Source organism: Oceaniglobus ichthyenteri (genome assembly GCF_003057885.1).
Taxonomy (GTDB): Bacteria; Pseudomonadota; Alphaproteobacteria; order Rhodobacterales; family Rhodobacteraceae; genus Oceaniglobus; species Oceaniglobus ichthyenteri.
Map to the genome: position 1 here is coordinate 61566 of NZ_QAGK01000011.1, position 19800 is coordinate 81365.

Genomic DNA, 19800 nt, shown 5'->3' on the forward strand with positions numbered 1-19800 from the left:
GCTATATCTCCTTGTCGGCAACGGGCGCGGGCGTGGCGCCCGCCACCACCTCGGGGGCCAGCACATCGGGGAGCGGTGGCAACCTGTTGGTGAACGCCTGAAACAGGGTTTCAAGGCCCGACAAGGTGGCCAGCGTGGCGCCAAGCGCGGCGGGCAAAAAGAAAAAGTAACGCGGCACCGGCAATGTCGTGCTGCGTTGTCCGGTGCCGGCCGAAAAAATCACCAATTGCCACGCGGTATAGGCCAGAAACCCCATCACCAGCACAACAAGCAGCCCGATCAATCCGCGCATCACGCGCTGTACCCTCGCAGATGCCATCAGCATCACGATATCCACGCTGACATGGCCGCCCCGCCGCAACAACGTATAGGTGCCCAGAAAACACAGATACACCATCAACAGACGCGCGCCTTCTTCCGCACCCAAGATGTTGAACGAAAACAGATAGCGCCCCAGCGCGTTCAGAAATACGATTGCGGTGATCATCATAAGCGACAATCCCGCGAAGAAATCGATCACGGTGTCGATCCGGTCGAGAAAGCGGCTGGCGGGATGTCCGGGCACGGGTCTTCCTTTGGCTAGGGGCCGGTTTGTACCGGGTAACAGACAGGGGGTGCCCGCCCCGGAATGGGGCGGGTCGGATGACGAACCGAAGGTGTCGCGCTATTGCATTTCGGCTTCAAATGCGTCGAGGATCGCCTGACCCTCATCTCCGGTGCGTTCCAGATACCACTTTTTGATCCCTGGCAGCGTGGCATCGCGCATCGCCGCGCGCTCATCTTCGCTGACTTCGACAACTTCGACGCCGCCTTGGCGGATCAGTTCGATATATTCTTTTTCCTGACGGGCGGTTTCATCGAACGACACCTTGTTGCCTGCGGTGACGGCTTCGTCGATGGCCGTGCGGCACTCATCGGTCAGCTTTTCCCACCACGCTTTGTTCACGGTCACGTATTGATCCAGCGTGCCGTGCGATGTCATCGTCACGTAATCCTGCACTTCGTGGAATTTCATGTTGTATGTGGTTGGAATCGGGTTTTCCTGCGCCCCGATGGATCCGTTCTGCAGCGCGCTGTAGGTTTCGGAAAACGGCATCGTTGTCGGGCTGAGGCCCAGCAGGATCTGGCGTTCGGTCATCAGCTCTGATGGCATCACGCGCGCCAGCTTGCCCTCATAGGCGGCGAGGGTGTTCAGGGGTTCATTTGATGTCCACTGCATGAACCCGGTGTGCCAGATATCCAGCATGACAAGGCCGTATTTATCAAACGATTCGGCCAGCATGGCGGCAGCGGGGCCTTGGTGAAGCGCCAGCAATTTGTCGGTGTCGGTGGGCCAGAAGAACGGAAAATCCAGGATCGCCGAAGTTATGTTGATCGGTGCCATATAGGCGGCGGGCTGCACGCTCATCTCGATCGAGCCGAATTGCACGCCTTCGTTGATTTCGGTAAATCCGCCCAACTGGCCCGATGGAAACACCTGAACGGCGATATCGCAGCGCTCGTCCGCCTCTAACAGCTCACCTACCTTTTGCGCGCCCAGATCGCGCGGATCGCCGGGTGGCAGCAGGTGGGCGATTTTCATGTTATAGGTTTGCGCGCTGGCCGCCGACAGCCCGATGATTTGCGCAACCACCAATGCGGTGGCGGCGGTTAATTTTAAAGATACATTCATTTTCATTCTCTCCCGTTGGGTCGGACGGGTTGGCCCGACCTGTTCCATTTCATTGTTTTTGTTATGTTTTTTGGGCCTTGTGCCAGTCGCAAAGCGCGCCGCCGGTGGTAAAGGTAACATCATCGCGCTGCGATAGATTTTCGATCACTTCGCGGAAATACCGGCAGCGATGCGGCGCGCCCATGATATAGGGGTGCAAGACCAAGGCCATCACCCGCGCCGATCCGGTTGCATCGTCAAGCAATTGTTCGGCCTGATCCAACGCGCGATCCCGATATTCGCGCGCGGCGTGGTGTTGAATCAGCATCATCGCCACATCGTTACATTCTTGGGTATAAGGAATGTTGACGATTGAGCCATTGCGCGTGCGCAGATCGACCGGTTGATCGTCAAGCACCCAATCGCAAACATAATCATACCCCGCATCGACCAGATGTTCGGGCGTATCCCATGTTTCGGTCAGACCGGGGCCCAGCCAGCCGCGGGGTTTTTGGCCGGTGAACCGCTCGATCGCCTCGGTGGTTTTGCGAATATCCTCGGGTTCGTCGGGCACCTTTTGCATGTTTTGTTGGGTAAATCCGTGGCCGATAAATTCCCAATTCCGTTCATGGGCGGCGCGTGAAATCGGTGCGTAACTGTCAATCGCCGATCCGTTGATTGCCAGACAGGCAGGAATGTTGAAATCGTCAAACACCTTGAGCAGCCGCCAGAACCCAACGCGGTTGCCGTATTCGTGCCAGGCCCAATTCGGTACATCGGGCGTGGGCGATCCGCCTGCCGGGGGCGTCAGAACGGTGCGCGGCATCGTGCGTTCGGGATCCCATTCCTCGATATTGACGATCACCCAAACCGCCAGCTTTTTGCCACCCGGCAAAGACAGCGGCGCGCGTTCGGATATGGCGGAATACTCCAGCCGTTGATTTGGCAACATGCGGGTCATTCCGGGCCTCCTATGGTGATCGACAGGGGCGGCAGGCCGTCGGCGCGTGCCTTAATCTTTTGCCCGGGGGTGACCGCGCCAACCCCTTCGGGGGTGCCGGTCATAATCACATCGCCGGGCTGCAATTTATATTGGCGCGACAGGTTGGCGATGATTTCGGCCACCGACCAGATCATATGCGCCGTAGTCGAATTTTGCCGTTCGGTGCCATCGACCGACAGGGTGATGGCACGGGTATCATGGCCCGCATCGCCCACCGGGCACAGCGGGCCGATGGGGGCGGAATGATCGAAAGATTTGCCCATTTCCCAGGGCCAGCTTTTTTCACGGGCGCGAAATTGCAGATCGCGCCGGGTCAGATCAATGCCGATGGCATAATACCCGACATGGTTCAGGGCGTTTTCAACCGTGATTTCGCGCCCGCCGGTGGTGATGGCGGCGACCAGTTCAAGTTCGAATTGCAAATCATCGGTCATTGGCGGGTACGGCACGGTTGCACCGGTTTCAACCACCGCATCGGTGGGTTTTTGGAAAAAGAACGGTGGATCGCGTGGATCGGCGCCTTCGTTCATTTCCAGGATATGCGCGGCATAGTTGCGCCCGACGCAATAAATCCGCCGCACTGTGAACCGTTCATCGCGCCCGGTTATGGCCAGGGTCGCGGTCATGGGTGCACCTTGTGACTGGCATTATACCAATCATAAATCTCTTCGCCGTTCATATGCAGCACACCGTCATGGGCGTTGATATGGCTGTATACCTCTTCAAGATATTTGATCCGGTGGGGTTGGGCCGAGATATAGGGGTGAATGGCAATCGCCATGATCCGCGGGCGGTCGGCCCCCTCTTGCCACAAACGATCAAACTGATCGCAACATTTCTGTTTCCAATAGCCGGATTCGTGGTGCTGCACGATCATCGTCGGGATATCGTTCAACTCAACCGAATAGGGCAGGGTGACAAGTGGGCCATTGTCGGTGGAAATCGCCGTGGGTTCATCGTCATACACCCAGTCGCCGATATATTTCACCCCCGCCTCGGCCAGCAATTCGGGCGTGTCATAGGTTTGGGTCAACCCGGGGCCAAGCCAGCCAACCGATGGTTTGCCGGTGAACTCATGCATCGTATTCATTGACCGTTTGATCATGCCGCGCTGATCTTCGATCTTGTGCATCGGGCCTTGCTCCCAAGCATGGCCCATAAACTCCCACCCGGCATCGCGTGCCTGTTCGGCCACGCGGGTGTAATCCTCGATCACGCGGGCGTTGATGGATAGGGTGGGTTTGATGCCCAGCTTTTCATACAGATCATAAAACCGCCATACACCAACACGCATCCCGTATTCGTGCCACGACCAATTCGGCACATCGGGCAACAGGGTTTGGCCGGTGGGGGCCGGAATCACCTGGCGCGCCATGGGTTTGGAAATATCCCACACCTCAAGGTTCACAATGGTCCAGACGATAATGCGGTTATCGCCCGGCAGTTTCAGCGGCGGGCGGTCGACAATCGCCGAAAACGGCGCGCGCGATGATGGGATTCTGTCGGTCATGTTGTGCTCTCCTTTGGCTTTGTAACCTGCCATTCGGTTTCGATCCTGGTTCCGGCCGCGCGCAGGATCACCGACATCGGACACCGCGCCTCAAGTGCGTCGCGCAGAGAATCGAGCGTTGCCGCGTCGGCATCGGTTTCCGCCTCAAGCGTCAGGCGAATATCGGGGAACGGCACCGGGACGTCGGCCTCGGCGTCGATGCCGCGATGATCCAACATGCCCTCGCATCCGATGCGGCGAAAATGCAGGTGGATCCCCCGCTCGTGGGCAATGCGGCGGGCAATTACATTGGTACAGGCCACCAGCGCGCCCAACATGGTTTCAAGCGGGGTCGGCCCCACATCGGTGCCGTGGCGATAGGGTGGTTCATCAATGACAAAGGCGTGGTTGCGCATGCGCACTTCGGTCAGGCTCATCGTGGGGCAGTGGCCTTCGACGTTGACGCGGATAAGGGGCTTTTTGCGAACATTCATGTGGGATCAATCCTCCAGGGATGCAGCCCCTCGTTCAGGATCTGCGTAAGGGTCAGGTAAAACAGCCGCGCACCTTTGGCGTGCCAATCGCGGGCCGTGTCGCGCGCCACCGGCAGGCCAAAGGGCATACCGTGTGCGCGCAATCGATTGGCAATGTCATTTACCGCTGCTTGCACATCGGGGTGGGTCGGTTGCCCCGGATGGCCCATGGATGCGGCCAGATCATTTGGCCCGATCAAAACCGCCGCAACACCGGGGTTATCGGCAATGTCATCCAGTGCACCGTGCCTGCCACGCTTTCGATTTGTGCGATCAGGGCAGTGCGCGGCGCGGTCGCTGCGTGCACGTCAAAAAGTTGCGCCAGGGCGGCACACTGCGCGCCACTTTCGACCTGTGGCACCACCAGCGCATCAACTCCGCAATCGAGGTATCGAATGATGCTGCCCGGTGCCACGCTTTCGGTGCGCAGCAACGTCGCCAGACCCGCCGCGCGGGCGGCGCGCGCCATATGCGCGGCCTGCGTGATGCCAATGGCGGTGCGTTCGCAATCAATGAACAGTGCGCTATCGGCAATACGCGCCAGCGCATCGCCCACGGCCAACCCTGCACCGCCGGGATTCACCGCACAAAGCGGAGTCTCACCCCTTAACCGTTGGCGCAGGTTCGCCATCCGATACCCCCCTCTGTCGTGCAATTGCTCTGCTTAAGCTGAACACAGACCCGTGTAGAAAATTGTGCACAATTTTATTTGCATCTGTCAAACTTTTTTGAAGTTATCGGAGGTAGGAGGGGTAATATTTTGAAATAGTAAATAAAAACAAATTGTTAAAATTACGATGGGGCAGCGGGCAACCTTTGGATTCCAATCTTTAGAATAATTGTACGCGATTCTTCATCCTCGGTTATATTCCCAAATAATAAACTATACGGATGCGCCCCATGACCGATACTTTTGACACCCCCGATTCGCCAAAACGCGCACGTCGCGGCCCACGATCAATGCAGGTGGCCGACCGTTTGCGCGAACGCATTCTGGCAGGCGAAATTCACGCCGGAGAGCGGGTGAACGAAGCCCGGCTCAGCCTGCAATTGGGGGTATCGCGCACCCCAACGCGGGCCGCATTGCACGCGTTGGCCGCCGAAGGGCTGTTGGATTATGAAACAAACTGCGGCTTTACCGTGCGCAGCTATTCCGACGAAAGCATCGCCGAGGCGTTTGAAATTCGGGCCGTACTGGAAGGGTTGGCCTGTCGGCTGGCCGCCGAACGCACCCCCGACCCGGCCGTCACCGATGCATTTCGGCGCGCCCTTGCACAGGGCGATGAAATTGTCGCCGGTTTTCGCGAAACCACCGCGCAGATGGAGGCATATCGGCAAATGAACATTGCCTTTCACAACGCGGTGATGGCAGCCGCCGAAAACCAGATGTTGGAAGAAACTTTGCGCCTGGCCCTGGCCCGCCCGGCCAGCAGCCTGCGCAATATCGTATCGTTCACACAGGCCCAGATCCGAAGCCGCCATGACGACCATCACCGGATTTTCGATGCCATTCAAAACGGCGAAGGCTGGCGCGCCGAATTGTTGATGCGCGAACATGTGACCCGGATCAAATCAAGTCAGGTCAGGCCGCAAACCGCGCCCTGACCGCAGGCGTCGGATTTATCGCCCGATCCGCCGACCATCGGTCAGCGCGCCGATCTTGTTCACGATGCTTTCGGCGTCAATGCCGAAGTGGCGGTACAAATCGCCGATGGTTCCGGTTTGGCCGAAATGCTCAACCCCCAGCGGAATCGTGCGGTGGCCCGCAACCGAGCCAAGCCATGACAGCGTGGCGGGGTGGCCATCAATCACCGTGACCAACCGGCAATGGGGCGGCAGATCTTGCATCAACCGCTCTACATGGCTGGTGGCGTCGGTCTGGCCGCGGGTGCGGGCGCGCTGGGCCGCTGTCCAGCCGGCATTCAACCGATCCGCCGACGTGACGGCCAGAACCCCCACATCGCGGCGATGTTCGCCCAAGGCCCCGGCGGCGCGAATTGCCTCTGGCGCAATGACCCCCTGATAAGCAATGACGACGTCGCAGTTCGGCCCCGGCTTGCGCAGCCAATAGGCCCCATCAATCGCGCCCTGTTGCCAATCGGTATCGGGCCGTTGCCCCGGTTGATCGACCGGGTTGGTGGACAGGCGCAAATAGACCGAACCGCCGATTTCATCGCGCAGCCAGGTGTGTTCGTCCGGGTCACCGGTGCCGTCGCGCTGAAGATAATCAAAGGCCCAGCCCATGATCACCGCCAATTCATCGGCAAAGGCCGGTTCAAACGCGGCCAATCCATCCTGGCTCATCCCGATCAGGGGGGTGCCGATGGATTGGTGCGCGCCGCCCTCGGGGGCCAGGGTGACGCCCGACGGTGTGCCAACCACGATGAACCGCGCGTCCTGATAGCAGGCGTAATTCAACGCATCGAGGCCGCGCATGACAAACGGATCATACAGCGTGCCAATCGGAATCAACCGTTTGCCAAACAACGAATGCGACAGGCCCGCCGCGCCCAGCAACAAAAACAGGTTCATTTCCGCAATGCCCAGTTCGATATGCTGACCCTCGGGGGTAAATTCCCATTTCGCGGTTGATGGAATGCGGTGTTCGATAAACGCGTCGGTCTGTGCCTTGCGGGAAAAAAGCTTGCGCCGGTTCACCCAAGGGCCAAGGTTGGTTGTGCCGGTCACATCGGGCGATGTGGTGACGATACGTGCGGCCAGATCGCTTTGGCCCTTTGACAGATCGTCAAGGATTTTGCCAAAAGCCATCTGGGTTGAAATCTCGCGGTCAGAGGACAGGGTGATTTCAGGAACGGGCAAAATATCATCGGAAAACCGGCGCCGACCCCTGGCGAAAAATGGCACGCGGTCAAGAAAGGATTGCAATGCGTCGGGGTCATCGACCGCGGCGAATTTATCCCATTCCTGCCCCTCTGGCACACCCATATGCGCCTGCCAATCGGCCATCTGCGTCTTGGTCATCAACCCGCCGTGGTTGTCTTTGTGCCCGGCAATCGGCGTGCCCCAACCTTTGATCGTATAGGCCAGAAAACAGGTGGGCCGATCATCTTTCACGCTGGCAAACACATCGGCCATGGTGGTTACGCAATTGCCGCCCAGGTTTTCCATCAGCGCGCTCAATTCTTCATCGCTGCGCCGCTCGATCAGTGCCGAAACAGGCCCCTGATCGCCCAGATCATCCATCAGCCGTTTGCGCCACACCGCCCCGCCCTGATAGGTCAGGGCCGAATATTGCTGGTTCGGGCAGGCATCAATCCAGTCGCGCAGGGCGGCGCCGCCTTCTTCCTCAAACGCGGCGCGTTGCAAGGCCCCGTGTTTGATGCGGATCACATTCCAACTGAACGCCTCAAATATCTTTTCAATCCGCTCAAACAGCCCCTCGCGCACCACCCCATCCAGGGATTGCCTGTTGTAATCAATGATCCACCAACAATTGCGCAGATCGTTTTTCCACCCCTCTTGCAGGGCCTCATACACATTGCCTTCGTCCAACTCGGCATCTCCAACCAGGGCGACGTGCCGCCCCAAGGGTATGTCGCCGCCCCAATCCTTGGCGGTGATGTAATCCTGCACGATTGACCCGAACGCGGTGATCGCCACGCCCAAACCGACCGACCCGGTGGAATAATCCACATCATCGCCATCCTTGGTGCGGCTGGGGTAACTTTGCACGCCGCCAAAGCCGCGAAAGTTCTGCATTTTTTCCAGGGTTTGATTGCCCATCAAATATTGCATTGCATGAAAAATGGGCGAGGCATGGGGTTTCACCGCCACCCGATCTTCGGGCCGCAGGGCCGAAAAATACAGCGCCGTCATGATCGACACCATTGAGGCAGAACTGGCCTGATGCCCGCCGATCTTGATCCCGTCCTCTTTGGGGCGGATGTGATTGGCGTGGTGAATCATCCAATGCGACAGCCACAAAAGGCGGGTTTCCAGGGTCTTGAGCGGATCAGCGGTATTCATATCACAACCTTTGGGCAACGGTTTTGGGGCATTGTTTTTTCTCACAATACCCGGAAATGCGCGCATATCCTTATCAATTTTTTTGGCTGATAGGGGATGCATTGGTTAGTATCGCCAAAAATTACAGAAAAAGTGGCGATAATGACCAAACTTGATACTTACGATTTGGCCCTTCTCAGGATGTTGCAGAAAAACGGGCGCGCCACGATCAACGATCTGGCCGAAGGCGTTGGGCTGAGCCCTTCGCCGGTCGCGCGTCGGGTACGGATGTTGGAGGACGCGGGAATCATCACCGGCTATGCCGCCCTGTTGGATGAGGCGGCGCTGGGCTTTGAATTTTCGGTGTTCGTATCGGTGAAACTTGACCGGCAGGTTGATGATGCTTTGGCAAAGTTTGAAGCAGCGGTGCGCCGCTATCCCGAGGTGGTGGATTGCTGGCTGATGACTGGCAATCGCGATTATCTGTTGCGCGTCGCCACCCGCGGTCTGGCCGATTTTGAACAGTTCCTGACCGGCACATTCACCAAGATCCCCGGCGTGACATCCATCGAAAGCTCGATTCCCCTGCGGCGGGTCAAATCGGGGCTGGCGCGGATTCTGGATCAGTGACAGGGGCCGAGTTTCCTTTTGCCCTGTCGGCAAATCACCCCTATACCACCGGCGCGTTGGCCTGGGCGTTTCCGCCGGGCCAACAGCGCGACACAAAAATGAGGCAGACACAGCGTGCGGTTCACCCGGTTAAAATTGAACGGGTTCAAATCCTTTGTCGATCCAACCGATCTGGTCATTGCCGAAGGGCTGACCGGGGTTGTTGGGCCGAACGGCTGTGGCAAATCGAATCTGCTTGAGGCGTTGCGCTGGGTCATGGGGGAAAATCGTGCCAGCGCGATGCGCGGTGGCGGTATGGAAGATGTGATTTTTGCCGGCGCCGCATCGCGGCCCGCGCGCAACTTTGCCGAAGTATCCCTGCATATCGATAATTCCGAACGGCTGGCCCCGGCCGGGTTTAACGATGCCGATGTGTTGGAGGTAACGCGCCGGATCACCCGCGATGCCGGATCGGCCTATAAGGCGAACGCCCGCGATGTGCGGGCGCGCGATATTCAGATGTTGTTTGCCGATGCTTCAACCGGCGCGCATTCCCCGGCCTTGGTGCGTCAGGGGCAGATTTCAGAACTGATCAACGCCAAACCCAAGGCGCGGCGGCGGATATTGGAAGAAGCAGCAGGCATTTCCGGCCTCTATCAGCGTCGTCACGAGGCCGAGTTGAAACTGAAAGGTGCCGAGGCAAATCTGCTGCGCGTTGATGACGTGGTTGAACAACTGGCAACCCAGCTTGCGCAGTTGTCGCGCCAGGCGCGGCAAGCGGCGCGATATCGTGAAATCGGCGCCGATTTGCGCCGCGCCGAAGGCTTGTTGTTGTATCGCCGCTGGCGCGAGGCGGACGTGGCGCGCGCCGCGGCCGAATCCGATTTGCGTGCCAAAATCGCCGCAGCAACGCAGGCCGAGCGGGCCGCCCTTGTGGCCGATGCCGCCCGCGATCAGGCCGAAGAGTCCCTGCCGCCCCTGCGCGAAGAGGCGGCAATTGCGGTGGCGGTTTTGCAGCGCCTTGAGGTTGAGCGCGAGCAATTGGCCGAATCCGAAACCCGGGCGCAGACGCAGATTGATGCCTTGCGTGCCCGGATCGATCAGTTGGAAAAAGACGCCGAGCGCGAAGAGACCCTGAACAGTGATGCCGGTGAAACCATTGCCCGGCTTGAGGATGAGTTGCGCCGTTTGCTGCGTGACATGGAGGGGCAGGACGACGCCCTGGCGCAAGCGGCCGAGGCCGCAGCCGAGGCGCGCGATGTGTTGGCATCGCGCGAAACCGCCCTATCGCAACAGACCGAAGATGTGGCGCGCCTGTCGGCCCGCCATCAATCGGCGCACCGCCTGGCCGAAGACGCCACCCGCACCCGCGACCGCGCCGAACACGATGCCGAACTGGCCCGCACAGCCGTTGCAGCGGCGCAAACCGCATTGTCCGAGGCCGAAGCCGCATTTGAAATGGCACAAGAGGCGCAAGACACCGCCGCCGATCTGGCCGAAGACGTCGAGGCGGCGCTGTTGGCGGCGGATGAGGCGCGCAGTGATGTGCAATCGCGCGAGGCCGAGGCGCGTGCGCAACGGTCTGCCGCCGAGGGCGAATTGGGCGCATTGCGCGCCGAGGCGGCGGCGCTGGCGAAACTGGTGGCGCGCGATACCGCGGAAGCCGGGCAGGTGATGGACCTGTTGAGCGTCACACCGGGATACGAGGCGGCGCTGGGCGCGGCGTTGGCCGATGATCTGCGCGCGCCCGCGATTGATGTGGCGGGCGTGTCGGGTTGGGCGCCGTTGCCCGAATACGACAGGGCGCAGGAGTTGCCCGAAGGCATCCCATCGCTGGGCGATCATGTGAGGGTGCCCGATGTCCTGGCCCGGCGGATCGGCCAGATTGGAATTGTCGCCCGGCAAGAGGGCAGCCAGATGCAGGGCCGGTTGTTGCCGGGCCAACGGTTGGTCAGTGTCGAGGGCGATTTGTGGCGCTGGGATGGGTTTCGCGCCGGGGCCGAAGATGCACCATCAACCGCCGCGTTGCGGTTGCAACAAATGAACCGGCTGGAAGGGCTGAAACAGGATATCGCGCGCCTGGCATCCCAGACCGATGATGCGGCACAAGCCCATGAGATGCTGAAGCAAAGGCTTGATCAGGCGACCAGGGCCGATCATGACGCCCGCGCGGCGCGCCGCGATGCCGACCGGCAATTGGCCGATGCCAACCGCGCCCTGTCACGTGTTGAGGCAGATCGCAACATTTCCGCCGGTAAACTGGAAAGCGCGCGCCTGGCCGTGGCTCGCCACGAAGAAGAGGCGATGGAGGCGCGCCGCCGCGCCAAAGAAGCACAAACCGCCGTCGCCGGTCTGGCCGATCTGTCGGCCCTGCGCGCCGATGTCGAAGACATCAAGATGACCGTCGAAGCATCGCGGATGACAATGATGCAGCGGCGGTCGTTTCACGATGAATTGCGCCGCGATGGCGAAGCCCGGGTGCGCCGCCAAAAGGCGGTTGAAAAGGATTTGGCGGGATGGCGCACCCGGCTTGAAACAGCGGAAAAACGCATGGGCGAACTGGATGCGCGGCTGGCCGCATCGCGCGCCGAATTGGCCCAGGCGCGGGGGATTCCCGATGATATTGCCCGCAAACGCGCCGAAATGGATAGCGCGTTTGAGGAAGCGACGGCGCGCCGTCAGGCCTCGGGCGATGCACTGACTCTGGCGGAAACTGCCCTGCGCCAGACGGTGATCGCCGCGCGCGATGGTGAACGCGCCGCCAGCGATGCCCGCGAGGCCCGCGCGGTTGCCGAGGCACGGGAAATGGGCGCGCGCGATGCCGCAACTCAGGCCGCTGAACGGATCGAAGAGGCGTTGGATCTGTCGCCCGATGCCTTGCTGAACACGCTTGAGGCCGACCCCGAAAAAATGCCGCCCGCAGAACAGATCGAATCCGAGGTGAACCGGCTGAAACGGCAGCGCGATGCCTTGGGTGCGGTGAACCTGCGCGCCGAAGAAGACGCCAAAGAGGTGCGTGACGAGCACGATCTGCTGGTCACGGAAAAGGCCGATCTGGAAGAGGCGATCAAGGCCCTGCGCAGTGGCATTGCCGGGTTGAACCGCGAAGGGCGCGAACGTTTGCTGACCGCATTTGAGCAGGTGAACAGCAATTTCGGCATGCTGTTCACCCATCTGTTCGGCGGCGGTGAGGCAAAGCTGGAATTGGTGGAATCCGATGATCCGTTGGATGCGGGGCTGGAAATCATGTGCCAACCGCCGGGCAAAAAACTGTCGGTGTTATCGTTGTTGTCGGGCGGAGAGCAGACGCTGACGGCGATGGCGCTGATCTTTGCGGTGTTCCTGGCGAATCCTGCGCCGATTTGCGTGCTGGATGAGGTGGACGCGCCGCTGGACGATGCCAATGTCACCCGGTTTTGCGATATGTTGGACGAAATGACCCGCCAGACCGACACACGGTTCCTGATCATCACCCACCACGGGGTGACCATGGCGCGGATGGATCGGTTGTTTGGCGTCACCATGGGCGAACAGGGCGTGAGCCAGCTTGTTTCGGTTGATCTGAAAAAAGCCGAAAGCCTGGTGGCATGAAAAAGGGTCGGCGCGTGATGCGCCGACCCGATTTTTCAGGATATCATCCCAAAGTGCTCAGCTTATTTTGCTTCGTACTCGGGCATGTCCTTCAGCGTTTCACCGGCTGCGTCGACATGTACCGATATTTCGTCGGCATCGTCAGCGTCGCGCATCAGCTGGATCTGGTCCATCGACATGGCGACCTGATGTTCGCCCATGCCCAGGAAACCACCGATATCCATGATGACTTCGGTTACTTGGCCTTCGTTGCTGATCAGAAGTTCGGAAACTTCGCCGATCCACTCGTTGTTCACGTCATAGACGGGCGCACCTGTCAGATCTTCGGTGTTCAGATCACCGATATCAAAGGCAACCATGTTGTCGGTGTTGATCGGATCGCGGGCCATGCGATCGATTTTCATGGTGTCGTCTGTGGCAACAACGGGCGCGGTTTCGGTCGTGGCCACTGCATCGCGACGCTGATATGCGCCGCCATCGGCCGAGCGGGTCCAGGCATCAACGCGGTCGACGTCAAATTCGGGAGCATTGTCCAGCTGGGCTTCGGTGGCTTTTACAACGATCCAATAGTCGCCTTCACCGTCGCCATCGCGCACGAACTGCAACTGATCGATTGTCACGGCCACTGTACGTTCGCCCAAGCCGAGGAAACCGCCGATATCCAGCAGAACGGCTTCGGTTTTGCCTTCGCGTGAAATCAGAATGTCGCTGATTTCACCGACGTCGTTCCAATCGTCGGATACGTCCATGTAGCCATCGGGGCTCATCTCGTTTTCGGATGTATACAAACGCTTGCCGATCAGGGTCGAGGCGCGCATTTCAAACTGCGAAACGTCGGCTTCGGAGGCAAAGAACGGGCTGTTCATGGTGTGGCTGTCGGCCAGAGCGGGAACAGCGAACAGGGTTGCGAAAGCGGTGGTTGTCAGAAAACGTTTCATTGTCGAGATCTCCTATCTTTTTTACGAGGGTCATTGCCCTGCGATCTGAACAACCAATGGCCAACCGGGTCGGTAAGTTCCGGCTTGTAAAATAAATTGTGAACCTTTTTTTACCGGGGAACCAACCGGGCGCGGCGCGCGTTTGTGACAATTTTTGTCAGATAGGCGGCGTTGGTTTCACCGTGCTTGACCGAATGGCGCGTGGTGCGGTTAAGTTGAACAATAGCTTTGGGAAGGGAATTTTCAAAATGAGATTACTTACCACTATCGGCGTGGTCGCCGCCCTTGTCTGCACACCGGCGCTGGCACAGGGGATCAGCAAAGGCGTGGGCAGTTTTCCGGTAACCGAGAGCCCGGCAACACCCGGCGTGACGCCCTTGCCACCCCCAGAAGAGCCAGGCGGGCTGCGCAAAGGATTGCTGGCATCTGACCCGGCTTCGATTCAGCAGGTGATGTTGGCCGAGGGGTATCAAGCGCGCCTGACAACATCCAATGGCGGCAATCCGTTGATCACGGGAAAGATTTCGCGCACGGAATACTGGGTGTATTTTCTGGACTGTCAAGATGGGCAAAACTGCAAAGGTGTGCAGTTTCACAGCGGGTATATCGTTGATCGTCCGATTGATGCGGCCGAAATGAATGAGTTCAACGGGCGGTATCGCTATATTCGGGCGTGGCTGAGCGATGAGGGGCATCCGCGGATGCAGATGGATTTGCTGATGCGTGATGATGGAATGGGGCCGGAAACATTTGCCACCTATCTGGATCTGTGGCGGCAGCTGGTTTCGATCTGGGAGGAACAGCTGGGCGTTTAAGCGGGTGATGGGGGTGACGTGCGGCTGCGCCGACACCCCACCCGCCATCCCACATGCGCCTAAAGTTTTGACAGCAGAGCCGGGGTAGGCCAGGCATCGGCAGGCAGGCCGAGGCGCTGTTGTTCGAGCTGCACCGCCTCGCGGGTTTTTGCACCCAGAATACCATCGATTCCACCTACATCATGGCCCCGTGCAACCAGTTTGGCCTGCAGGCGTTCCATTTGATCGTTCGACAGGCCCGGTTCGGGCGTGCCCGCGTCAAACACCTTGGCGCCTTCCAGCCGGGTGGCGAAATAGGCGGCGGTGGCCACGTAAACAAAGCTTTGGTTCCATTCAAAGTAGACATCGAAATTGGGATAGGCCAGAAACGCCGGGCCTTTGCGCCCTTGAGGCAGCAGAACGCGGGCGATTGTGTCAGGCGCGGCCAAGGGGTCGTTGCGCGGGGTGATGCCCAGGGCCGCCCATTGTGCCACGGTTTGGGGATGGTTCAGGCCGGTTTTCGACCAGTCAAGATCGGCAGGCACGTTGATTTCATGCAACCACGGTTCATTGGCGCGCCAGCCCAACGATTGCAGCATTGCCCCGCCCGACATCAGCGCATCGGCGGGAGAGGTTTTCAGACTGACCTTGCCATCGCCATCCCCATCGCGGCCATTTTCCAGAATATCGCGCGGCAGCATTTGCACCATGCCGATTTCACCGGCCCAGGCCCCGGTGGTGGTGGCGGGGTCAATTTCGCCCTTTTCATATAATTCCAGCGCGGCGAACACTTGTGGGCGAAACAGGTCGGGGCGGCGGCAATCATGGGCCAGGGTCATCAGGGAATTGACCGTATTGAAATCGCCCTGCACCGCGCCATAATCGGTTTCAAGCGCCCAGAACGCGGTCAGCACTCCGGGGCTGACACCAAATTCCGATTGCACACGGTCAAAGGTTTCGGACCATTTGCGCAGGTTGGCGCGGCCATTGTCGATGCGATTCTGGCTGATCAGGCGGCGCGAAAAGTCGACGAAGGGGATTTGGAACACGCCTTGGCGGCGGTCGGCGTCAAGGGTGCGTTGATCCATGCGCGTGGCTTGGAAAAAGGCCCGGGCCTTGGCCGGGTCATGGCCGCGGGCCACGGCCTCGGTCTCCATCCTGGTGCGGAAATCGGCAAAGCTGCCGCCGCAGTCAACCGGGGATTGGGCCAGCGCCATGGGTGCGGACAACAAGAGGGTCGTAACGGTGGCGACGGTGCGTATCATCAAATTATCCTTTGGGCGAAATGAAATCTGGAGGAGTGTAGCAGGCGCATCCGGTCAGACAAATGCAATGCAGATCAAAAGCGCCAGAGCAGAGGCCCAACTGCGCCAGAGCAGTTTTATGGCGCCGTCGATATCATCGGCGCTCAGGCTGTGGCGGCCGGTCGGGTTGACATAGGGAAACGGTGTGGTCTGGCCTTCATAACTGCGCGGGCCAGCAAGGGCGATATCAAGGGCGCGGGCCATCGCCGCCTCGGGCCAGCCGGCATTGGGGGATTTATGGCGTTTGGCGTCGGCGCGGATCGCGGCCCAGTGGCGCATCTGCCCCGTGGTCAAGGCTAAAATCAAGGCGGTGAGCCGTGCCGGGATCAGGTTGAGCAGGTCGTCAAAGCGCGCGGCGGCCCAGCCAAAGTCGGCATGACGGGGGGTGCGATAGCCAATCATGCTGTCGGCGGTGTTGGTGATTTTGTAGATCAACAGCCCCGGCAGACCGGCAAGCGCAAACCAGAACGCCGGCGCGATGACGCCATCGGAAAGGTTTTCGGCAGCGGATTCAATCGCGCTGCGCGCCACGGCGGTGTCGTTCATTTGTGCCGTGTCCCGGCTGACGATCATGGCAACGGCGCGCCGGCCATCGGCCGTGGAGCGGCGCAGGCCGTCAGCGACGGCGCGCACATGGTCGACCAGACTGCGCTGGGCCAACAGGATTGCGGCGACGATCAGTTCAGGAAGCGGGCCAAGCGGAATGGCGGCAATCAACGCCGCAATGGCCAGCGCAAGGGCGATCAAAAGGGCCAGCGCGATGATGCCTTTTGCCCGCCGTCCACGTCCGGTGTTGAGCGTTGTATCAAGCCGGGAAATGGCGCGGCCCATCAACACGGCCGGGTGCGGCAGACGCGACCACAGCCAGCGCGGTTCGCCAAAGATGGCATCCAGGATCAGAGCGAGGATCAGGGTCATGGCCGCTGCGCGACGCTCGGCTGCGCCATCGCCCCGCCCACCGTCCCGCAGGCGGTTTTGACCCGGTGCCAGTGTTCGGGTGCCGGTAACCCCAAGCGCAACCAAGTAGTATTGTAAGGAAAGGTGCGCGTCAGAATCTTGTGCGCGGCAAAATGCGCGTGCCACGCGCTGGCATCCGGCACGGTATAAAGACGGAACAGCGGGCAATCGCCCTGCACCGTGGCCCCGCCCGCCTGCATCAGCGCATCAAGGCGCGCGGCGTCACCGGCCAGCCGGATGCGGGTTTCATCGGCCCATGAATGATCTTTCAGCGCGGCCGTACCGATGCGCAGTGCCGGCCCCGCTACGGGCCAAGGGCCAAGGTGCGCGCGCAAAGCGGCAATCAGATCGGGCGCCCCGATGGCAAAACCCAGCCGAAGCCCGGCAAGACCCCAGAATTTGCCAAAGCTTTTCAGGATTACGCGATCGTCGCCAGCCGTATGCACAAAACTTTGGTGCGGGGCCGTGTCGCAAAAACTTTCGTCGATAACGGCAAAGCCTGACATATCCCCCGCAAGGAACTCTCCTGTCGGGTTGTTGGGGTGCACGACCACCTGCACGTCGCCGGGGGTGGCCGAGACGGCCCAACCGGCCGCCTGAAATGCGGCGGCGTGTTCATTATAGGTGTCGGTGCGAATTTGCACCCGTTTGCCGGGCAGGCACCGGGGCAGGGCCGAGATCAGGCATGATGCGCCGGGTGCGGCCAGTATGTCGGCATTTGGGGGAACGTTCCAAAAGGCCCGCGCCGCCTGTTCCAGACCGGTGCGCGCACCCGCGTCGGGCAGAGCGGCCCAATCGGACAGGAGCAGATCTGGCAAGGGGAAAGGCACGGGGTTTATGCCGGTGGACAGGTCGATCCAATCCGCCCGTGTACCGCCCCAGCGTGCGCAGGCGGCATCCAACGCGCCCCCATGATCGCGCGGTTCGATCATTCCTGATTATCGGGCATGAAATGTCGGCGGGCAAAGGAAATGGCCATCTTGGTGCTCGGGTCCATGATCAGATCAGTTTGGCGGAATGTGACCGGAACGCCCGGAACTGCAAGCGGAAATGCGCCTGTGGGTTTCGGGCCTGCAAAACAATTAACCGTTCATGATTTTGTTAACTTTTCGTTAGCAATTAGATCACACAAGTCCTACCTAAGTGTAAATGCCACGAAACACGGAGTGCGGCACATGGACGTGTTGATGGTTGAAGACAATACAGCCTTGTCGGCGCTTTGGTCTGCCAGTTTGCGCCGCCATGGCGCGCGGGTGACGATTTCGGCCTCTCAGGCCGAGGCCATCGGGCAGTTGCAACGCACCGCGTTTGACGTTCTGATCCTGAGCCTTGGTCTGTCGGATGGATCGCCCCTCGCAGTGGCCGATTATGCGGGGTATCGCCGCCCCGAAACCAAAATCATCCCTGTTACGTCGGATACGTTCTTTTCTGATGGGTCGGTGTTTGCCCATGTGCCCAATACCTGCACCACCTTGGCCAGCACTGCACGCCCCGATGACATGGCGGCCATTGTTGAACATTACGGCAGCGCCGGGGTGCGGTAACCTTGCCTGTGCCGCCCGCCTGGATCGTACCGGTTGCGCCTGAATTATACGGGCATGGACAGCAAAATCTGAATATCCGCCACATTCGTACCTGTGGCGTCGGTGATGAACAGGTCATTTGCAAGCGTCAGCGCGGCGTTGCTGTCATTGTTGGCAAGCAAGGCATCGGCGTCGCCTTGGGCGGTGATCCGCGCCCAGGTGTCGGCATCCACAATGCCGCCCGCCGCTTGGGTCGGGCCATCGCGCCCATCGGTGCCGCCGGACAGAAACAACCAGCGCCGGGCCAGGGGCGTGGCGTGGGCCAGTTTGGCGAACCGCAGCGCCAATTCCTGATTGCGCCCGCCCAAGCCCGTGCCGGTCAGCCTGACCGTGGTTTCCCCCCCAAAAAGCAGGGCCACAGGCGGCGCATCGGGTGCAATTTTGGCGGCGGCCCCATGAATGGCGCGGGCCGCATCGCCCACATCCCCGATCAGACGTTCGCTGACGATTTTTGCAGTGAAATCGGGCGCGGCTGCGGTGGCGGCGGCGGCCACTGATTGACTGTTTGATCCGATCAGATGATTTTGCGCGCGCAACACCGGGTATGGCGCGGCGGGCGCGGTGAGATGGGCGCGCATGGCCGGGGGTAACACATCCCAGACCCCGACGCGCTGCAATGTTTCGCGGGCCTGGGCGCGGGTGCCGATTGGTGCTGTGGTGGGCCCCGAGGCGATGGCATTCAGATCATCGCCGATCACATCCGACAGGATATATCCCGTAACCGGCGCAGGGGCGGCGAGGCGCAGCATCCCGCCGCCTTTCAATTGCGATACCTGTTGGCGGATCATGTTCATTTCCACGATATCCAGACCACTGGCCAAAAGAGCACGGTTCAGCGCAATCTTGTCAGACAGATCCAACCCTTCGGCCGGGGCCGGAACCAAGGCCGAGCCGCCGCCGGAAATCAGTGCGATCACCTGATCGTCGGGGCCTGCCGTGGCCAAAAGCGCGATCACCGCCTGACCTGCTGCCAAACCGGCGGCATCGGGCACCGGATGGCCCGCGTGCATCAGGGTGGCACCGGGGCAGGGCGCGGTGTTTTCGTGATGGGTGATGCACAAAGCCCGGTGCGGGCCGGTCACATGCGCGAGGGCGGCGCCCATCATCGCCGGCGCCGCCTTGCCAATCGCGATCAAGATCGTTTGACCTTTGGCTTTGGGAAACGGGGTGTGGCCAAGAAACCGGGTCAGCGCCGCTGCCGGATCGGCCTGTGCCACGGCGCACAGGAACATGCGGCGCGCAACCTGGCGCAGATCTTCGGTGGTGTGCATCGCGTGGCCCCGCATCGGATGTGTTTTGCCACAGACAAGGCCGTGGCGCGGCGGCTGTCAAGGCGCGGCGCGGCCAGGGTGCGGCATTGTGCCGTGTGATTCGCGCGCCGA

The 19800-nt window shown here is 60.3% G+C and carries 19 protein-coding genes; 5 read left to right on the plus strand and 14 right to left on the minus strand.

The features are described 5' to 3' along the window. Nucleotide 1 precedes the first annotated feature (1 nt). The 8 genes from C8265_RS15320 to C8265_RS19925 form a co-directional block, all read right to left on the minus strand. Nucleotides 2–565: a TRAP transporter small permease gene (locus tag C8265_RS15320; RefSeq protein WP_108484895.1), complete on the minus strand. Its 564-nt coding sequence runs from the start codon at nt 563–565 to the stop codon at nt 2–4. Between the two features lie 99 nt (nt 566–664). Further along, nucleotides 665–1672, minus strand: coding sequence for a TRAP transporter substrate-binding protein (locus tag C8265_RS15325; protein ID WP_164512350.1), 1008 nt, complete (start codon nt 1670–1672; stop codon nt 665–667). A 61-nt stretch (nt 1673–1733) separates the two neighbouring features. After that, entirely contained in the window at nt 1734–2612 is an 879-nt protein-coding gene (locus C8265_RS15330) for a polysaccharide deacetylase family protein (protein ID WP_206050346.1), read from the minus strand. Beyond that, on the minus strand, nt 2609–3280 hold the full coding sequence (locus C8265_RS15335; protein ID WP_108484897.1) for a fumarylacetoacetate hydrolase family protein: 672 nt from the start codon (nt 3278–3280) through the stop codon (nt 2609–2611). Before C8265_RS15335 ends, C8265_RS15330 begins: the two co-directional genes overlap by 4 nt. Next, nucleotides 3277–4164 carry a polysaccharide deacetylase family protein gene (locus tag C8265_RS15340; RefSeq protein ID WP_108484898.1) on the minus strand — a complete coding sequence of 296 codons (888 nt, stop codon included), beginning with the start codon at nt 4162–4164 and terminating at the stop codon, nt 3277–3279. The genes C8265_RS15335 and C8265_RS15340 overlap by 4 nt, the downstream gene beginning before the upstream one ends. Beyond that, nucleotides 4161–4637, minus strand: coding sequence for an OsmC family protein (locus C8265_RS15345; RefSeq protein WP_108484899.1), 477 nt, complete (start codon nt 4635–4637; stop codon nt 4161–4163). The genes C8265_RS15340 and C8265_RS15345 overlap by 4 nt, the downstream gene beginning before the upstream one ends. Continuing rightward, nucleotides 4634–4876: an HpcH/HpaI aldolase family protein gene (locus C8265_RS19920; RefSeq protein WP_206050347.1), complete on the minus strand. Its 243-nt coding sequence runs from the start codon at nt 4874–4876 to the stop codon at nt 4634–4636. Before C8265_RS19920 ends, C8265_RS15345 begins: the two co-directional genes overlap by 4 nt. Then, nucleotides 4873–5307, minus strand: coding sequence for an aldolase/citrate lyase family protein (locus C8265_RS19925; protein WP_108484901.1), 435 nt, complete (start codon nt 5305–5307; stop codon nt 4873–4875). Before C8265_RS19925 ends, C8265_RS19920 begins: the two co-directional genes overlap by 4 nt. Before the next feature lie 269 nt (nt 5308–5576). Here C8265_RS19925 and C8265_RS15360 point away from each other — a divergent pair, with 269 nt between their 5' ends. Next, the gene (locus C8265_RS15360; RefSeq protein ID WP_164512351.1) at nt 5577–6281 is read left to right on the plus strand and encodes a GntR family transcriptional regulator; all 705 of its coding nucleotides are present in this window, start codon (nt 5577–5579) and stop codon (nt 6279–6281) included. 15 nt (nt 6282–6296) lie between these two features. On the opposite strand, the gene C8265_RS15365 is transcribed toward C8265_RS15360, so the two are convergent. Continuing rightward, nucleotides 6297–8663 (minus strand): transketolase-like TK C-terminal-containing protein, encoded by a 2367-nt coding sequence (locus C8265_RS15365; protein WP_108484960.1) that lies wholly within the window; start codon nt 8661–8663, stop codon nt 6297–6299. 141 nt (nt 8664–8804) lie between these two features. On the opposite strand from C8265_RS15365, the gene C8265_RS15370 reads away from it, so the two are divergent. Together C8265_RS15370 and smc are read left to right on the plus strand one after the other, a co-directional pair. Beyond that, nucleotides 8805–9272 (plus strand): Lrp/AsnC family transcriptional regulator, encoded by a 468-nt coding sequence (locus C8265_RS15370; protein ID WP_108484903.1) that lies wholly within the window; start codon nt 8805–8807, stop codon nt 9270–9272. 114 nt (nt 9273–9386) lie between these two features. After that, nucleotides 9387–12842 (plus strand): chromosome segregation protein SMC, encoded by a 3456-nt coding sequence (gene smc, locus C8265_RS15375; protein WP_108484904.1) that lies wholly within the window; start codon nt 9387–9389, stop codon nt 12840–12842. A gap of 62 nt (nt 12843–12904) precedes the next feature. Here smc and C8265_RS15380 read toward each other — a convergent pair whose 3' ends face one another. Then, nucleotides 12905–13780: a PRC-barrel domain-containing protein gene (locus tag C8265_RS15380; protein WP_108484905.1), complete on the minus strand. Its 876-nt coding sequence runs from the start codon at nt 13778–13780 to the stop codon at nt 12905–12907. Nucleotides 13781–14028: 248 nt separating this feature from the next. On the opposite strand from C8265_RS15380, the gene C8265_RS15385 reads away from it, so the two are divergent. Next, a complete protein-coding gene (locus C8265_RS15385) occupies nt 14029–14595 on the plus strand; it encodes a YbjN domain-containing protein (protein ID WP_164512352.1) in 567 nt (188 codons plus the stop codon). A 59-nt stretch (nt 14596–14654) separates the two neighbouring features. Here the strand turns inward: C8265_RS15385 and C8265_RS15390 are convergent, their stop codons facing one another. The 3 genes from C8265_RS15390 to C8265_RS15400 are packed head-to-tail and all read right to left on the minus strand — an operon-like array spanning nt 14655 to nt 17767. Beyond that, complete coding sequence (locus C8265_RS15390) at nt 14655–15839, minus strand: lytic murein transglycosylase (RefSeq protein WP_108484907.1); 1185 nt, start codon at nt 15837–15839, stop codon at nt 14655–14657. Between the two features lie 54 nt (nt 15840–15893). Next, nucleotides 15894–16796, minus strand: a complete 903-nt coding sequence (gene cbiB / locus C8265_RS15395) for an adenosylcobinamide-phosphate synthase CbiB (protein WP_108484908.1) — start codon at nt 16794–16796, stop codon at nt 15894–15896. Next, nucleotides 16793–17767 (minus strand): threonine-phosphate decarboxylase, encoded by a 975-nt coding sequence (locus tag C8265_RS15400; protein WP_108484909.1) that lies wholly within the window; start codon nt 17765–17767, stop codon nt 16793–16795. The genes cbiB and C8265_RS15400 overlap by 4 nt, the downstream gene beginning before the upstream one ends. A gap of 243 nt (nt 17768–18010) precedes the next feature. On the opposite strand from C8265_RS15400, the gene C8265_RS15405 reads away from it, so the two are divergent. Continuing rightward, a complete protein-coding gene (locus C8265_RS15405; protein WP_108484910.1) occupies nt 18011–18379 on the plus strand; it encodes a response regulator in 369 nt (122 codons plus the stop codon). Nucleotides 18380–18423: 44 nt separating this feature from the next. Here C8265_RS15405 and C8265_RS15410 read toward each other — a convergent pair whose 3' ends face one another. After that, nucleotides 18424–19689 carry a glycerate kinase type-2 family protein gene (locus C8265_RS15410; protein WP_108484961.1) on the minus strand — a complete coding sequence of 422 codons (1266 nt, stop codon included), beginning with the start codon at nt 19687–19689 and terminating at the stop codon, nt 18424–18426. Nucleotides 19690–19800 lie beyond the last annotated feature (111 nt).

What these genes read in the sequence shown, in the direction of transcription:
- C8265_RS15325 (WP_164512350.1), bottom strand. Translation starts at nt 1,672, where the DNA reads ATGAATGTATCTTTAAAATTAACCGCCGCCACCGCATTGGTGGTTGCG.
- C8265_RS15330 (WP_206050346.1), bottom strand. Translation starts at nt 2,612, where the DNA reads ATGACCCGCATGTTGCCAAATCAACGGCTGGAGTATTCCGCCATATCC.
- C8265_RS15335 (WP_108484897.1), bottom strand. Translation starts at nt 3,280, where the DNA reads ATGACCGCGACCCTGGCCATAACCGGGCGCGATGAACGGTTCACAGTG.
- C8265_RS15340 (WP_108484898.1), bottom strand. Translation starts at nt 4,164, where the DNA reads ATGACCGACAGAATCCCATCATCGCGCGCGCCGTTTTCGGCGATTGTC.
- C8265_RS15345 (WP_108484899.1), bottom strand. Translation starts at nt 4,637, where the DNA reads ATGAATGTTCGCAAAAAGCCCCTTATCCGCGTCAACGTCGAAGGCCAC.
- C8265_RS19925 (WP_108484901.1), bottom strand. Translation starts at nt 5,307, where the DNA reads ATGGCGAACCTGCGCCAACGGTTAAGGGGTGAGACTCCGCTTTGTGCG.
- C8265_RS15360 (WP_164512351.1), top strand. Translation starts at nt 5,577, where the DNA reads ATGACCGATACTTTTGACACCCCCGATTCGCCAAAACGCGCACGTCGC.
- C8265_RS15365 (WP_108484960.1), bottom strand. Translation starts at nt 8,663, where the DNA reads ATGAATACCGCTGATCCGCTCAAGACCCTGGAAACCCGCCTTTTGTGG.
- C8265_RS15370 (WP_108484903.1), top strand. Translation starts at nt 8,805, where the DNA reads ATGACCAAACTTGATACTTACGATTTGGCCCTTCTCAGGATGTTGCAG.
- C8265_RS15380 (WP_108484905.1), bottom strand. Translation starts at nt 13,780, where the DNA reads ATGAAACGTTTTCTGACAACCACCGCTTTCGCAACCCTGTTCGCTGTT.
- C8265_RS15385 (WP_164512352.1), top strand. Translation starts at nt 14,029, where the DNA reads ATGAGATTACTTACCACTATCGGCGTGGTCGCCGCCCTTGTCTGCACA.
- C8265_RS15390 (WP_108484907.1), bottom strand. Translation starts at nt 15,839, where the DNA reads ATGATACGCACCGTCGCCACCGTTACGACCCTCTTGTTGTCCGCACCC.
- cbiB (WP_108484908.1), bottom strand. Translation starts at nt 16,796, where the DNA reads ATGACCCTGATCCTCGCTCTGATCCTGGATGCCATCTTTGGCGAACCG.
- C8265_RS15400 (WP_108484909.1), bottom strand. Translation starts at nt 17,767, where the DNA reads ATGATCGAACCGCGCGATCATGGGGGCGCGTTGGATGCCGCCTGCGCA.
- C8265_RS15405 (WP_108484910.1), top strand. Translation starts at nt 18,011, where the DNA reads ATGGACGTGTTGATGGTTGAAGACAATACAGCCTTGTCGGCGCTTTGG.
- C8265_RS15410 (WP_108484961.1), bottom strand. Translation starts at nt 19,689, where the DNA reads ATGCACACCACCGAAGATCTGCGCCAGGTTGCGCGCCGCATGTTCCTG.